We start from the raw sequence: 16,494 nt of genomic DNA on the forward strand, positions 1-16,494 counted from the left end.
ATGGTCCTGGCATCGCAGGCGCAGCACGGCATGTGGATCACCGAGGTGTTGCACGGCACCGGCACGGCCTACCACATGCCGTTCGCCCTCTGGTTCGACGGGCCGCTCGACCGGGAGGCGATGGTGCGGGCGTGCGAGGCGGTCGTCGACCGCCATCCGGTGCTGAGGTGCGCGTTCGAGCAGCGCGACGGCGAGTTGCACCTGGTGCCGGCCGCAGGGCGGCCGCCCGTGGTGTTCACGAGCGCGCATGATCCGGAGCACCTGCTGCGTACGGAGATCGCGCGGCCGTTCGACCTCGGGCGCGGGCCGCTGGCCCGGTTCACGCTGGCCGAGGTGGCCGCGGAACGGCACGTGCTGCTGTTCGTCGGGCACCACCTGGTGTTCGACGGCATGTCCAAGGACCTGCTGACGCGCGACCTGGCGGCCGCCTACGCGGGTGAGGCGCCGCCGCCGCTGCCCATGCCGTACGGTGCGCCGCTCGCGATCCCGCCGGAGGCCTCCGCGTACTGGCGGTCCCGCTGGCGGGACGCGTCCGAGGTGGTGATCGACGGGACGGCCAGGACCGTGGGGACGGCGGGCCGCGCCGAGGAGGTCCTGCTCGACCTGACCGGCGAGATGGCCGCGGCGCAGGCGGCCGGGGTCACGCGGTTCGAGGCGTTCCTCGCCGCCGTGCACGGCCTGCTGTACGCCTACGGCAACGCGGAGGTCGCGGTCGCCATCGCCATGTCCACCCGGCATGCGGGGACGCGGGACCACATCGGGTTGTTCGCCACCGAGCTGCCCGTCTACTCCGCCCCCAAGCCGGACACCACGTTCAGGCAGCTCGCCCACGCCCTCAGGGCGGAGGTACGCGAGCTGAACCGCTTCCGCGACGTCCCCGCGGCCCGCGCCGCGGGCGGGGTCAGACCGCGGCCCGCGCTGGCGCCGGTGTCGATCAGTTTCCGGCGGCGGGCGGCGAACGTGGTCTTCCCCGGCCTGCGGACGTCGGCCGAGTGGAAGATGTCCAACCGCACGGTCAGGAACGTGCTGCACCTGCAGGCCGTGGACGGCGACGACGGGCTCCGGCTCACCCTGCACTACAGCCCGGACCTCGTGTCCGCGCAGGACGTGGAGACGGCAGGCAACGATCTGAGGGCCGTGCTGGCCGCCGCCGGTGCCGACCCCGACGTGCCCCTGACAGCTCTGGCGCCGGCCCGCGCGCGGCCCGCCGCCGCCCCGCCGCCGGTCGCCGCGGGCTCCGGCGGCCCGCCCGCGCCCGCGCCGGCGCGGGAGGCGGGGGCCGTGGACGGCGAACTGGTCGAGCAGGTACGGCTCATCTGGATGGAGGTCCTGCGGATCGACGACGTCGCCCCCGACGAGGACCTGTACGACCTGGGCGGCCACTCGCTCACCATCACCCAGATCAGCGCCAGGATCAGGAAACGGCTCGGCGTGGAGGTGCCGTTCGACGTGTTCCTCGACGATCCCACGGTCACCGGGGTGGCGGCGGCGGTGAGCGAGCTGCGCGCATGATCTCTTTCGGGCAGGAGCGGCTCTGGTTCCTGCAGCGGCTCGACCCGGCCGACCCCGCCTACCGGGTGGTCGTCGCGCGCCGGCTGCGCGGCCCGCTCGACGCCGGGGCGCTGACCGGCGCGTTCGCCGACGTGGCGGCCAGGCACGAGGCGCTGCGCACCAGGTTCCCCGAGGCCGACGGCCAGCCGGTCGCCGTGGTCGACCCGCCGGGCCGCGTACCCGTCGAGCTGGCCGAGCTCGCGACGCCCGAGCAGGCCGAGCGGCTGTGCGAGGAACGCGCGAACACCCCTTTCGAGCTGGGCGCCGCACCACCCCTGCGGATCACGCTGATCCGGCTGGCCGACGGCGACCACGTGCTCTGCGTCGTGCTGCACCACATCATCGGCGACGGCTGGTCGCTCAACGTGCTCATGGACGACCTGGCCAGGTGCTACGCCGCCCGGGCGCACGGCACGCCGGCCGCGCTGCCCGAGCTGCCGGTGACGTACGCCGGGTACGCCGACGCGCAGCGGGCCGCGGACGCCGACGTCGGCTACTGGACGGGCAAGCTCGCCGGCGCCACGCCGCTGGACCTGCCCGCCGACCGCCCGCGCCCGGCCCGTCGCGGCAGCAGGGGCGGCGAGTCGCACTTCGACCTCGACCCGGCGCTGATGGGCGGTCTGCGGCGGCTGGCGCGGGCCGGGCGCTGCACGCTGTTCATGGTGCTGCTGGCCGCCTACCAGGCGCTGCTGGCCCGGCACGCCGGGCAGGAGGACATCCTGGTCGGCACGCCCACCGCCGGGCGGGCCCGGCCCGAGCTGGAGCCGATGGTGGGGCTGTTCGCCTCCACTCTGGTGCTCCGGGGCGACGTGTCGGGCGATCCGCCGTTCACCGAACTGCTGCGCAGGACCCGGCGTACCGTGCTGGAGGCGATGGCGCACGGCGAGACGCCCGTCGAGCGGGTGCTGTCCGCGCTCGACATCGACCGCGACCTCAGCCGCACGCCGCTGTTCCAGACCATGTTCGGGCTGCACAACGCGGCGGTCGGCTACGGCGAGGCGGCGACGTTCGCGGGCCTGGAGAGCACGCCGTTCCCGCACGGGGTGCCGCCCGCCATGGTGGACCTGCGGGTGGACCTGTGGCCCGACGGCGACGGGCTGCACGGCGCGTTCGTCTACAGTGCCGACCTGTTCGACCAGGCGTCCGCCGACCGGCTGGCCGCCCGTTTCCGTACGCTGCTCGCCTCGGTCGCCGGCCGCCCGGAGGCGCGGCTGTCCGAGCTCGACGTGCTGCCGTCCGGGGAGCGCGAGCTGGTCGCCACGACCTGGAACGGCGCCGCGCTCGCCGTGCCCGGCGGCACCGTGGTGGACCTCTTCCTACGGCAGGCGCGGGCGCGGCCGGACGCGGTGGCCGTCGAGTGCGACGGGGAGCACGGCGGGGGGCACGACGGGGAGCGGCGCACGTACGCCGAGGTGGCGGCGCGGGCGCGGGCGGTCGCCGGGCAGTTGCGGGCGTGCGGGGCCGGGCCGGGGTCGGTGGTGGCGGTGTGCCTGCCCCGCACGGCCGACCTGCCGGGGACGCTCCTCGGCGTCATGCTGGCGGGGGCCGCCTACCTGCCGGTGGATCCGGCGCTGCCGGCGGCGCGGGTCGCCGGGATGGTGGATCGGGCGGGGGTACGCGTGGCGCTCGCCGGACCGTCGGCCCCCCTCCCCGAGCACGTCAGGACGCTGCCCCTCTCCGTGCCGATCGAGACGACGCCGGGCGGCACTCCGGTCCAGACGGTGCCGGACACCGCGCCGATCGAGACCGGGCCTATCGAGACCGGGCCGGGCGGCGGAGCGCCGGAGACCGGTCCCGGGCCTGGCACGGCCGCCTACGTGTTGCACACGTCGGGGTCCACCGGGGTGCCGAAGGGGGTGGCCGTGCCGCATTCCGCGCTGGTCAACCTGCTGGCCGGGATGGCGGACCTGCTCGGATCCGGCCCAGGGGACGCGTGGCTGGGCAGCACGTCGCTGGCGTTCGACATCGCAGGGCTGGAGCTGTTCCTGCCGCTGGTGACGGGCGGGCGGCTGGTGCTGGCCGGCGACGCCACCGCGCGGGACGGCGTGGCGCTGGCCGGGCTGGTCGCCCGGTCCGGGGTGACGCACGTGCAGGCGACGCCGTCCGGTTGGAGCATGCTGCTGGCCGGCGGGCTGGACCCGGCCGGGCTGGTCGCGCTGGCCGGAGGCGAGGCCCTGCCACTCGCGCTGGCCAGGAGGCTGCGGCGGCGGGCGCGGCGGCTGTTCAACATGTACGGGCCGACGGAGACCACCATCTGGTCGACCGCCTGGGAGGTGCCCGAGTCACCCGAGCGGGTCAGCATCGGCCGGCCCCTGACCAACACGACCGTCGAGGTGCTCGACCGGTGGGGGTCGCCGGCTCCGGTCGGCGTGCCGGGAGAGCTCGTCATCGGCGGCGCGGGGGTCGCCCTCGGTTACCTGCGCGGGCCCGGGGAGCCGCCGGAGCCGTTCGACGGCGGCCGGTACCGGACGGGCGACCGGGTCCGGTGGCTCGGCGACGGCACCCTCGAGTTCCTCGGGCGGGACGACGGCCAGGTCAAGGTGCGGGGCCACCGCGTCGAACCCGGCGAGATCGAGGCCACGCTGCTGCGGCATCCGCGGGTGCGCGAGGCCGCCGTGGTGGCGCGGGACGATGTGCTCGTGGCCTACGTGGCGCCCGGCGCTCCCGGCGACCTGCTGGATCGGGCGGCGGAGTGGTTGCCGGCGTACATGGTGCCTTCGGCGGTCGTGGCACTGGACGCGCTGCCGCTGACCCCGAACGGCAAGGTGGACCGGCAGGCGCTGCCCGCCCCGTCGCGTCCCGCGGCGGGGCGGGGCGGACGGCCGGCCACCGCCAGGGAACGGCAGGTGGCGCGGATCTTCGCCGAGGTGCTCGGCACCGGCGACCTCGGCGCCGGCGACGACTTCTTCGCGCTCGGCGGCCACTCGCTGCTGGCGACCCGGGTCATCGCCCGGCTGGCGGCCGCGGGCACGCCCGCGCCGCTGCGGGCGTTGTTCGCGCACCCGACCGTGGCCGGGTTCGCCGCGACCCTGGACGACCAGGGGGACGCGCCGGGCAGGCCGCTGCGGCCCCGCCCCGCGGGCACGCTGCCGCCGCTCTCCCCCGCCCAGGAACGCCTGTGGTTCCTGCACCGGCTCGATCCCGGCGACGCCTCGTACAACATGTACGTCGTGCGCAGGCTCCAGGGCCCGCTCCACGACGAGGCGCTGCGGCGGGCGCTGACCGGGCTGGTCGCCAGGCACGAGTCGCTGCGCACCCGCTTCCCCGAGGTGGACGGCCGGCCGGTGGCCGTCGTCGAGCGCCCCTCCCCCGTCCGCGTCGAACGGCTCGACGCCCGCGACGAGGACGAGGCCCGCACGCTGGTCGCCGCCCGCACCAACGCGCCGCTGGATCTCGGTGCGGCGCCACCGCTGCGCGTCTCCCTGATCCGGCTCGGCCCCGCCGACCACGTGCTGTGCGTGGTGCTCCACCACATCGTCGCGGACGGCTGGTCGATCACCGTCCTCCTGGACGACCTCGCGACCCTGTACGAAGCGGCCCTGCTCGAAGCGGCGCCGGACACTGTCGCGTCCGGCCCGCCGGGGCTGCCCGCCCTGGCCGTGCAGCACGGGGACGTGGCCCTCTGGCAGCGCGAGCAGGACACCGGGGAGGCGCTGGAGTACTGGCGGGCCCAGCTCGCCGACCCGCCGGCGCTGGACCTGCCCACCGACCGGCCGCACGGCGCGGAGCCCTCGCGCGGCGGCGTCCACCTGCTGGACGTGCCCGGCGACCTGCTGGCCGCGCTGGAAGCGACGGCGCGCCGGCATCAGGTCACGTTGTTCATGGTGCTGCTGGCCGCGTACCAGCTGCTGCTGTCCCGGCACACCGGGCAGGACGACGTGCTGGTGGGCTCGCCCACGGCGGGGCGGAACCGGGTGGAGCTGGAGCCGCTCGTCGGTTACCTCAGCACCACGCTGGTGCTGAGGGGCGACCTGTCGGGCGACCCGACGCTGGAGGAGCTGCTGGCCCGCACGCGCGGCACGGTTCTGGACGCGATGGCGTACCAGGACGTGCCCTTCGAGCAGCTGCTGGCGGAGCTGGACGTGGAGCGGGACGTCACCAGGAAGCCGATGTTCCAGACCATGTTCGCGCTGAACGGCCAGACGGCCGAGCTCGCCGGTCGCGACGGGGCGCGGGACCGGCTGGGCGATCTGCGGATGTCGTTCTTCGACGACGGGTACCGGCAGGCGAAGTTCGACCTGACCGTGGAGGCGTGGCGGGCGTCCGGGCGGTTGCGGGTGGCGTTCGGGTACGACGCCGGGCTGTTCGACGCGGCGACGGTGGCCGGGCTGGCGGGGCGGTTCGAGGTGCTGCTGCGCGGGGTGGCCGACGCCGGAAACCGGCACGCGCCGCTGTCACGCCTGCCGGTGCTCACGGCCGCCGACGAGGCGCTGATCGAGACGGCGAGCTGCCCTCCGCCCGGCTGGGCGGCCGCGGGCGGGGACGGCCCCGATCCCGCGGCCCTGGTGCCGGAGTTGATCGCGCAGGCGGTGGCGGCGTACCCGGACCGGGTGGCCGTGAGCCGCGGCCAGGACGCCGTCACGTACGCCGACCTGGAACGGCGCGTGGCCCAGCTGGCGGGGAGACTGGCGGGGGAACTGGCCGGTGACACGACTGGTGACTCGCCCGGGCGGGGCGCGACGGTCGTGGTGGGGCTGCGGATGGCCGGCGGCTCGGTCGACGCGGTCGTGGCCATGCTGGCGATCTGGCGGGCCGGCGCCGCCTACCTCCCGCTGGATCCCGCCTACCCGGAGGAGCGCCTGCGCGCCATGGCCTCCGTGGCGTCCCTCGTCGTCATGGACGGCCTCGTCATCGAGGACGGCCCGGCGCGAGGACCCCACGTCGCGCCGGAGGGGGAAGCGGTGGCGCACGAACACTCCGGCGGGGCGACCCACGAACACTCCGGGGCGGCGTACGAACGCTGTGGCGGGGCCGCGTACGTCCTCTACACCTCAGGATCGACCGGCGCGCCGAAGGGTGTCGTGGTCGAGCACGCCGGGCTGGCCGAGCGGGTGCGGTGGATGCGGGCCGTCTACGGCCTGCGTCCCGGTGACCGCGTCGTCCAGCTGGCCGCGCTCGGCTTCGACACCCACGCGGAGGAGATCTACCCGGCGCTGGCGGCGGGCGCCACGGTCGAGCTGCTGCCCGGTGGCGGCACCGCCCTGCCGGAGCTGCTCGCCAGGCGGCCCGGCGTCACCGTGCTCGACCTGCCGACCGCCTACTTCCACCACCTGGTGGGCATGATCGACGAGGTGGCCTGGCCCGAAGGGCTGCGCCTGGTGATCCTCGGCGGCGAGCAGGTGCGGGCCGGGGCGGTGGAGCGCTGGCGGGAGCGGTTCGGGGACCGGGTGCGGCTGGTCAACACCTACGGGCCGACCGAGACGACGATCATCGCCACGGCCGCCGAGTTGCGCGGCGGCGACCCGCGCCCGCCCATCGGCCGCCCGGTCCGCGCGACCACGGTCAGGGTGCTCGACGCGTACGGAAGCCCGGTGCCTCCGGGCGCGCCGGGCGAGTTGCACGTCGGCGGGCCCGGCGTGGCCCGCGGCTACCTCGGAGGGGACGACCCGCGCTTCGCCACCGGGCCGGGCGGCCGCGTTTTCAGGACCGGCGACCGGGTGCGCCTGCGGCGGGACGGGCAGCTGGAGTTCCTCGGGCGGCTGGACGACCAGGTGAAGGTACGCGGGTTCCGGATCGAGCCGGGCGAGATCGAGCACTGTCTCCTCGGGCACCCGGACGTGCGCCAGGCCGCGGTGCTCGCCAGGGACGGCGACCTCATCGCCTACATCGTCCCCGGCGAGTCCGGCACGTCCGGCGGGTCCGCGCCCGCGCCCGAGCCCGCCGAGTACGTCGCCCGCAGGCTTCCCCCGCACCTCGTCCCCACCCACTGGGTCGTGCTGGACGCCCTCCCCCTCACCCGCAACGGCAAGCTGGACCGGCACGCGCTGCCCCTGCCAGGGCCCGCCGAGGGCGGCGACGTGCCGCCGCGCACCGACGCGGAGGAGCTGGTCGCGGACGTGTGGGCGGAGGTGCTCGGCGCCGGCAAGATCGGCGCTTTCGACGATTTCTTCGCGCTCGGCGGCCACTCGCTGCTCGCGATCAGGGTGGCCGCCAGGCTGCGCGCCCTGGCGGGCGTGGACCTGCCGATCCGCACCCTGTTCGACCGCCGTACCGTGGCCGCGCTGGCGGTCGCCGTCGAGGAGGCGCTGGCCGCCGAGGTGGCGGTGCTGTCCGACGAGCAGGCGAGGAGCCTGCTGGATCGGGAGGGCCCATGACGGAACTGAGCGAGGCGCAGCGGGCGCTGCTGACCCAGCGGCTGCGCAGGCGCCGCCCGGCGGCCGGGCCGTCGATCCCCGCGCTGCCGCCCGGGCAGGCGCCACCGCTGTCGTACGCGCAGGAGCGGCTGTGGTTCATGGAGCAGTACGCCCCCGGCAGCCCGGCGCACACCATCCCCCTGGTGCGGCGGGTGCGCGGCCCGCTCACCGCGGACGCGCTGGAGGCGGCGCTGGAGCGGATCGTGTCCCGGCACCAGCCGCTGCGCACGACGTTCCCCACGGGCCCTGACGGGCAGCCGTCCGTACTGGTCGCGCGGGAGGCGGCGCTGCCCCTGACCGTCGCGGACGCGGAGTCGGCCGAGGCCGCCAGGGAGCTGGTGGGCCCGTTCCTGGCCGAGCCGTTCGACCTGGCGTCGGGGCCGGTCATCAGGGCGCTGCTGGTGCGGCTGGCCGCCGGCGACCACGTGCTGGCCATCGCCGTGCACCACATCGCGGCCGACGGCTGGTCGGCGAACGTGCTGCTGCGCGAGATCGTGGCGCTCTGCGGCGGGGAGCCGGTGCCCGACCTGCCCGTGAGCTACGGGGACTTCGCCGCCTGGCAGCGGGACCGGCCCGGCGGCGACGTGGAGTACTGGCGGGAGCGGCTGGCCGGGCTGGAGCCGCTGGAGCTGCCCACCGACGCGCCGCGCCCTCCCGAGCCGACCCACGCGGGGGCGGCGCACCACTTCTCCGTCGGCGCGGAGCTGGCCGGGCGGCTCGACCGGGTGGGGCGCGAGCACGGCGCAACGCCGTACATGGTGCTGCTGGCGGCGTTCGCGGTGCTGCTCGGCCGGTACGCGGGCCAGCGGGACGTGACGATCGGCTCGCCCGTCGCCGGCCGGATGGTGCCGGAGCTGGAGGGGCTGGTCGGGTGCTTCGTCAACATGCTGGCGATGCGGGTGGACCTGTCAGGCGAGCCGACGTTCGCGCAGCTGCTGCGCCGGGTGCGCGACACGGCCACGGACGCGTACACGCACCAGGAGGTGCCGTTCGAGCGGCTGGTGTCGGAGCTGAACGTGGCGCGGGAGCCGTCGCGCTCGCCGGTTTTCCAGGTGATCCTCGCCATGCAGAACTACGGCGGCGAGCCGGAGGCGGGGGCGCTGGCCATGGAGGGGTTCGAGCCGGGGCGCTGGGCCACCCGGTTCGACCTGGAGCTCTACACCGGAGGCGACGGGTCGTTCCTGTTCGTCTACAACACCGCGCTGTTCTCGGCCTGGCGGGTCGAGCGCATGGCGGGGCACCTGGCCACGCTGCTGGCTCAGGTGGCGGACGCCCCGGAGACGCCGGTGGCGGAGCTCGACCTGTTGACTTCCGCCGAGCAGGAGGAGCGGCGGCGGTGGAACGACACCGCCGCCGACCTGGGCCCGCCCGGGCTGCTGACGGACCCGGTCCGTGACGGCGGCGCCGTCGCCGTGGTCCATCCGGGCGGCGCGCTGACCTACGCCGAGCTGCTCGGGCGGGCCCGCGCGCTGGCCGCCGAGCTGGTGAGCGCCGGCGCCGGCCCCGGGCGGCTCGTGGCGGTGGTGATGGAGCGCGGCTGGGAGCAGGTCGCCGCCGTCCTGGCGATCAACCTGGCCGGGGCCGCGTACCTGCCGGTCGACGCCGATCTGCCCGACCAGCGGCGGTTCGAGCTCATCGAGCGCGGCGGGTGCGAGATCGCCGTCACCCAGCCGTGGCTCGGCCTCGCCTGGCCGGCCGGGCTGACCCGCCTCACCGTCCCGGAGGCCCCTGGCGATCCGCTGGAGAACCCCGCCACACCTGGCGACCTCGCGTACGTGATCTTCACCTCGGGTTCGACCGGCACCCCCAAGGGCGTGGTGATCGAGCACCGGGCCGCCGTCAACACCGTGCGCGACCTCAACCACCGCTACCGGATCGGCCCCGCGGACCGGTTCCTCGCCCTGTCGGCGCTCAGCTTCGACCTGTCCGTGTACGACGTCTACGGCGCCCTCGCCGCGGGCGCCGCCCTCGTGATGGGCGACCCGTCGGGCGACAAGGATCCGGCCGCCTGGGCCCGCCTGGTCTCCGAGGAGCGCGTCACTGTCTGGAACTCCGTGCCCGCCCTGATGGAGCTGCTCGTCGACCACGCCGAGCACGAGGGGACCGACCTCGGCTCACTGCGCCTGGTGCTGCTCTCGGGCGACTGGATCCCGCTGACCCTGCCGGACCGCATCCGCGCGCTCGCCCCTGACGCGGAGGTCGTCAGCCTGGGCGGCGCCACCGAGGGCTCGATCTGGTCCATCTCGTACCCGATCGGCGCGGTGGACCCGTCCTGGACGTCCATCCCGTACGGCCGACCGCTGGCCAACCAGACCTTCCACATCCTCAGCCCCGGGCTGCGGGAGGTCCCCGTGGGCGTGCCCGGCGAGCTGTACATCGGCGGCGCGGGCGTCGCCACCGGCTACTGGCGCGACCCGGACAGGACGGCCGCCTCCTTCGTCACCCTTCCGCGCACCGGCGAGCGCCTCTACCGGACCGGCGACCTGGGCCGCTATACCGGCGACGGCACCATCGAGTTCCTCGGCAGGGCCGACGCCCAGGTCAAGATCCGCGGTTACCGGATCGAGCTCGGCGAGATCGAGACCCACCTCGCCCGTCACCCGGACGTCGCCGAGTGCGTGGTGACCACCGACGGGGAGGGCACCGCCGCGCAGCTCGTCGCGTACGTGGCCGGCGCCGGCCCCGACCCGGTGCGGCTGCGGGCGCACCTCGCCGGGACCCTGCCCGCGTACATGATCCCCACCCGTTTCGTCCCGCTCGACCGGCTGCCCCTCACGGCCAACGGCAAGGTGGACCGCCGCCGCCTGCCCGCGCCGTCGGCCGCCCCCGAGGCGGGCGGCACGCGCGCCGAGCCGGGCACCGGCACCGAGCGCCTGGTGCATTCCGTCTGGGCGGACGTGCTCGGCGGCGCGGACTTCGGCATCGACGACGACTTCTTCGACGCCGGCGGGCACTCGCTGCTCGCCATCAAGGTCGTGGCACGGTTACGCAGGGAGCTGCCGCAGGGGTCGGCGCCGGTCGCCGTGGTGGACCTGTTCAAGCACCCGACGGTCAGGGAGCTGGCCGCCCACGCCGACGGAGGAGCCACCGGGCCGCGCCCCCTCCTGCACGAGCTGACGCCGCGCCGGGCCGGGCCCGCCGACCTCACGTACGTGTGCGTCCCGTACGGCGGGGGCGCGGCGGTGGCGTACCAGCCGCTGGCCGACGCCCTGCCGGCGACGCACGCGTTGTGGGCGGTGTCCATCCCCGGGCACGACGTGGGCCTGGACGAGGACCCGCAGCCCCTGGAGGAGGTGGCGGAGCGCTGTGTGGAGGAGATCCTGCGGAACGTACGGGGACCGCTGGCCCTGTACGGTCACTGCGGGGTCGGGTCGGCGCTGACCGTGGCCATCGCGCGGCGGCTGGAGGCGGCCGGGCGGTCGCTCGAAGCGGTGTACATCGGGGCGATCTTCCCCTTCGCCCGGCCGGGCAACCGGGTGCTGGCGGCTCTGTCGCGGCTGGCCAGGCGCGAGTACATGCGCAGCGACCGCAGCTACGCCAACTGGCTGACGTCGATGGGGCTCGACATGAGCGACCTCGACCCGGGGCAGGCGCGGCACATCATCAGGAACATGCGCGAGGACACGGAGGCGGCCGAGGAGTATTTCACCGGGCTGTTCCGGAGCTCCGTGACGCCGCTGCGGGCGCCGATCATCAGCGTGGCGGGTGAGCGGGACCCGGCGACCGAGTACTTCGAGGAACGGTTCAGGGAGTGGCACTTCCTGACGCCGGTGGCGGCCGTGGTGGAGCTGGACGAGGCCGGCCACTTTTTCCTGAAATATCGGGCGGAAGAGCTCGCCGAGATCGTCACCGGCGTCCACGGGGCCGTGGCCTCGGGAGGCGAGGCGTCAGGACCGAACTGGCGCCTGCGCGAGGTGTCCAGGACGGACCCCGGCCACCGGCCCGCGGCCCGCGAGCACCCCGGCGAGCCGGCGGTGGCGCCGGAGCCGAGCATGCGGCGCTTCCTCGGCGTCGTGAGCGGGCAGCTCATCTCGATCATGGGGTCGGCCCTGACCGAGTTCGCCATCCCCATCTGGATCTACCTGACCACGGGCTCGCTCGCCCAGTTCGCCCTGCTCGCCGTCATCGGCCTGGTGCCGGGGATGCTGGTGGCGCCGCTCGCGGGAGCCGTGGTCGACAGGAACGACCGCCGCACCGTCATGCTCGCCGGCGACTACGCCGCCATGGGCACCCAGCTCATGCTGGGCGTCCTGCTCTGGACGGGCAACCTGCAGACCTGGCACGTCTACCCGCTGCTGGCCGTGTTGTCCGTGGCGCTCACCTTCCAGCGCCTGGCCTACAGCTCCGCCATCCCGCAGCTCGTCCCCAAGCGCCACCTCGGCCACGCGAACGGCATCGTGCAGATGGCCGGGGGCATGACGCAGCTGCTCGTGCCGCTGGCCGCCGTCGGGCTGATGGCCGTCATCGGGCTGGAGGGCATCCTCATCCTGGACGTGGCAGGGTACGCGTTCGCGATCGTGGTGACGTCGCTGGTGCGCTTCCCCGCGAGGCTGGCGTGGCGGCGCAAGGAGCCGGTCGTGGCCGAACTGGTCGCCGGGTTCCGCTACTCCTGGGGCCACCACGGTTTCCGGCGGATGTTGCTGTTCTTCGCGGCGCTGAACATCTTCCTGTCGCCGCTCTTCCTCATGCTCTCGCCGCTGGTGCTCTCGTTCGCCGAACTGCGGGACGTGGGGCGCATCTCCTTCCTGTCGGGGCTCGGGGTGCTGATCGGCGGCCTGGCCATGACGGTCTGGGGCGGGCCGGGGCGGCACCGGATGCGGGCGGTGCTCTGGTGCACGCTCGCGCTGGCGGCGTTCTGCCTCGTCACGGGGTTGCGCGCGGATCTCGTGACGATCGGCGTCGGCGCGTTCGGGATGTCGTTGTGGCTGACGCTGCTCAACGGCATCTACGCCACGATCGTGCAGGTGAAGGTGCCGCAGCGGTTCCACGGCCGGGTGTTCGCGCTGAACACGCTGATCGCCTGGTCGACGCTGCCGCTCGGGTTCGGGCTCGTGGCGCCGTACGGGGCGGCGGTGTTCGACCCGCTGGTGGCCCCGGACGGGCCGCTCGCGTCCACGGCCGGCGCGCTGGTCGGCACCGGGGAGGGGCGCGGCGTCGGGCTGATGTACGTGCTGTTCGCGGTGGCGATGGCGGTGCTGGCGCTGGCCGCGCTGCGCTCCCGGCTGCCGTCGCTGGTCGACGACGGCGCCGACGCCCTGCCCGACGACCTGGTGGGCCTACAGGCCCTCGGCCGGCGCCCCCTCTAACGTCTCCCGCAGCGCCTGGAGGAACAGCACGGCGTCCCTGCCGTTGATCAGCCGGTGGTCGTACGCGAGGCCGACCACGGCCACCGTACGCTCTCCCTCCGGCTGTGGGGAGGTGAGGGCGACGGCGCACGCCTGGCCGGGGAAGACGATCGGCACGGCCATGACGATGCCGGCGTCGTGGTGCAGGGTGACGACGATGTTGCCGCCCGCCAGCTGCTCCTCCCTGAACCCGCCGCGCTGCGCCAGCCTGCGGTACGCGCCCAGCTCCCCGGCGATCTCGGTCACGGACTTCGTGTTCGCGTCCCGGATGACGGGGACGTACAGGCCGGTGCCGAGATCGATCGTGACGCCAACGTGCGGCGCGTCCGGGACCCTCGCGGCGCCCTCGTCCACGAGGGTGGCGAAGAACAGCGGGAAGTCGTGGTGCAGGCGGGCGACGGCGGAGATGAGCAGGTCGGGCAGGCCGACCAGCATGCGCAGCCGCCGGGTGAGGTCGCGCGCCGCGGCGACGGCCTCCCCCACGTCCACCTTGACGGCGGCGAACGCGGCGGGGACGGTCCGGTGCGAGAGGCTCACGGTCCTGCCGACGGCGCGCTGGTTCCCGCTCAACGCCCGCAAGCTCCCACCGCCGGTCACGGGCGTGCCTCGATCGACGGTCACCGATCCGGGCTCGCTGCCGTCGAGACCACCTTCGCGGCGTGCCGGGCTCGCGTGCGGGCCGGCGGCGGCCAGGCGTTCGACGTCCGCGCGGCGCACCACCTTCACCGGGAGCGCGCGTACCCGCTCAGGGTCGACGCCCAGCTCGTCGATGAGCGCCTGAGCGGGCGCGGTGACCAACGGCCCATCACCGGTCCCCGCCCCCGTCGGCGCGGCGGCGGGGGAGGCGGGCGGGTGGCGGGAAGGCGGGCCGCCGGCGGCGGCCGGGGAGGTGACGCGGGCGATGGGGTCGCCGGGGGCGATGTCGCGGCCCGCCGGCGCCAGGTGGGCCAGAACGCCGTCGTGCTCGCTGACCAGCTCCTCCACCGTCTTCGATGTCTCCACCTCCGCCACCGCCTCGCCCGCGCGCACCGCCGCCCCGTCCGGTGCCAGCCAGGCGACCAGCACGTACTCCGAGTCGTTGGAGTTCAGCTTGGGCACCCGGATCTCAACCATCGAGCCCTTCCAGTACGGCGCGGCGGATCGTGCTGTCCTGCACCAGCACGTCCCGTTCCAGGTGGGCGGCCGTGGGGATGACGCTGTCGGCCGAGCTGACCAGCTTGACCGGCCGCCGGAGCCGCCCCCAGAGCCGGGTGTGCAGGTCGGCGGCGACGTGGCCGCCCCAGGTGCCGCCCGCGCTGCCGTCCTCGGCGACACAGATCAGCGGCGCCCGCCCGAGCAGGTCGGCAAGGGGCGCCGGGTCGAAGGGGTACAGGCGGGAGGGGACCAGGAGCACTCCTGCCAGGTCGTGATCGAGCAGCAGGGCTCGCATGGCCGCCAGCGCGCGGTGGGCCAGCCCGCCGGGAACGATGACGACGTAGTCGAGGTCGCCGGGAGGGATCTCCGGAGCACCGGCGAGCGGCGCGGAACCGGGACCGGTCACCGCCGGCACGGAACCAGTGCCGGATCCGGTCCCGGGGCCGGTCACCGCCGGGTCGAGGCGCACAAGCGCCACATCGCCCACGAGATCCCATCGGAACAGTTCCTCCGCCACTCCCGGCGGATACATGCGCCGCGTGTAGAGCACCTTGTCCTCGAAGAGCAGGCACGGCTCCCCCAGCGCGAGCATGCGGTCGAGGACGGCCCGGTTGTCGTGGAACGGCGACATCTCGAACAGCGACAGGCCGGGGATGCCGATGAAGTGCTTCTGCGGGTTCTGGCTGTGCGTGGGTCCGTACCCGCGGTGGCCTCCGGAGGGACAGCGGATCACCAGCGGCATGGGGACGCGGGCGCCGTACATGGTGACGGACTTGCTGGCGAAGTTGAGGATCTGGTCGAAGGCGAGCGCGGCGAAGTCGGCGAACATGATCTCGGCGATCGCCTTGCCGCCCGCGAGAGCCAGCCCGGAGGCCGCCCCGACGATGGTGCCCTCGCTGAGCGGGGTGGTCAGGACGCGGTCGGGGAAACGGGTCGACAGGCCCTTGGTGATCTTGAAGGCGCCCCCGTAGGGGTCGAGCAGGTCCTCGCCGAGGACGTACACGGAGGGGTCGTCCTCCAGAAGGCCGTGGAGGGCGCGGTTGAGGTCCTCGCCCACCCGGGCGCCGCCACGGTCCGCGACCGGCCGGACGGCGGGCCCCGGACGCCCGGCGGGCTCCCCCGGGCTCACGCCGCCGTCCAGGCCGCCGGTGGGCGGGCGGCCACCTCGGCGGCGACCTCGTCGACGCGGGCGCGGGCCTCGGCTTCGATCCTGGCCGCCTGGGCGGGGTGGGCGGCCCGGTAGGCGGCGTACCAGTCGGTGCGGGGGAAGCCGGGCGGGCGGGTGTCGTCGCCCTTGCTGTGGGGGCCGAGGCGGTGGGTGGCGAACTCGACGACCAGGGGACGGGGGTCGGCGCGCACGGAGTCGATCAGGGGCGCCAGGCCGTCCCGGATGCGGGGGATCTCGAACAGGTCCACGCGGTGGTGGCCGATGCCGAACGCCCGCGCCCGGCCCTCGATCGTCCCCGCCATCTGGAGTGCCGTGGGCGTGGACTGGGCGATGCCGTTGTGCTCGACCACGACCAGGAGCGGCAGGCGCCACAGTTGCGCCAGGTTCAGGGCCTCGTACACGGAGCCCTCGCCCCACGTGCCGTCACCGATGTACACGCACGCCAGCGCGCCAGGCTCGTGCCGCTTCAGCCGCAGCGCCACCCCCGCGGCGACCGGCAGGCTCTGGCCCTGCACCCCGGTCGACAGGTAACGCTCCCGCCGCAGGTGCTGGCTGCCGCCGACGCCCTCACAGAGGGCGCCCTTCCTGCCCATGATCTCGGCGAGCAGCCCTTCGGGGTCGCCGAACCTGGCCAGGTAGTGCCCGTGCCCGCGGTGGTTGCTGAACACCCAGTCGGGTTCGCGCAGGAGCGGGCGCAGGGACACGGGGACGTACTCCTGCCCCAGGCAGGTGTGGGTGGTGCCGTTGAGCTCGCCCCGCTCGAAGAGCTCGAGGAGTTTCAGCTCGAAGGACCGGATGAGGAGCAGCAGCGCCAGGTCGTCGTCAGAGAGTCTGTCCATAGGCTCCTCGAGCACCAGGAAAACCTCCTGAAAGCGTATACAACACCCGCACATCGCGTCCAGGACGGCGGTGCCGCCGGGGCCGGGCCGCGCCTCGACGACGC

Annotated in this window: 6 protein-coding genes; 3 read left to right on the forward strand and 3 right to left on the reverse strand. The window is 74.8% G+C overall.

Annotated features, from left to right (window positions below; translation table 11 throughout):
* From ABGB01_RS19815 to ABGB01_RS19825, 3 genes are read left to right on the forward strand one after another with little or no spacing between them, the layout of a single operon-like run.
* Positions 1–1,512: a condensation domain-containing protein gene (locus ABGB01_RS19815; protein ID WP_347775018.1), complete on the forward strand. Its 1,512-nt coding sequence runs from the start codon at positions 1–3 to the stop codon at positions 1,510–1,512.
* Positions 1,509–7,865, forward strand: coding sequence for an amino acid adenylation domain-containing protein (locus ABGB01_RS19820; RefSeq protein WP_347775019.1), 6,357 nt, complete (start codon positions 1,509–1,511; stop codon positions 7,863–7,865). The genes ABGB01_RS19815 and ABGB01_RS19820 overlap by 4 nt, the downstream gene beginning before the upstream one ends.
* Positions 7,862–13,210: an amino acid adenylation domain-containing protein gene (locus ABGB01_RS19825; protein ID WP_347775020.1), complete on the forward strand. Its 5,349-nt coding sequence runs from the start codon at positions 7,862–7,864 to the stop codon at positions 13,208–13,210. Before ABGB01_RS19820 ends, ABGB01_RS19825 begins: the two co-directional genes overlap by 4 nt.
* On the opposite strand, the gene ABGB01_RS19830 is transcribed toward ABGB01_RS19825, so the two are convergent.
* The 3 genes from ABGB01_RS19830 to ABGB01_RS19840 are packed head-to-tail and all read right to left on the reverse strand — an operon-like array spanning position 13,181 to position 16,390.
* The gene (locus tag ABGB01_RS19830; protein ID WP_347775021.1) at positions 13,181–14,362 is read right to left on the reverse strand and encodes a 2-oxo acid dehydrogenase subunit E2; all 1,182 of its coding nucleotides are present in this window, start codon (positions 14,360–14,362) and stop codon (positions 13,181–13,183) included. The genes ABGB01_RS19825 and ABGB01_RS19830 overlap by 30 nt on opposite strands.
* On the reverse strand, positions 14,355–15,512 hold the full coding sequence (locus ABGB01_RS19835) for an alpha-ketoacid dehydrogenase subunit beta (RefSeq protein ID WP_347775022.1): 1,158 nt from the start codon (positions 15,510–15,512) through the stop codon (positions 14,355–14,357). Before ABGB01_RS19835 ends, ABGB01_RS19830 begins: the two co-directional genes overlap by 8 nt.
* Positions 15,509–16,390: a thiamine pyrophosphate-dependent dehydrogenase E1 component subunit alpha gene (locus ABGB01_RS19840; protein ID WP_347775023.1), complete on the reverse strand. Its 882-nt coding sequence runs from the start codon at positions 16,388–16,390 to the stop codon at positions 15,509–15,511. Before ABGB01_RS19840 ends, ABGB01_RS19835 begins: the two co-directional genes overlap by 4 nt.
* Positions 16,391–16,494 lie beyond the last annotated feature (104 nt).

The organism is Nonomuraea sp. B5E05, from assembly GCF_039880665.1.
Classification (GTDB): Bacteria; Actinomycetota; Actinomycetes; order Streptosporangiales; family Streptosporangiaceae; genus Nonomuraea.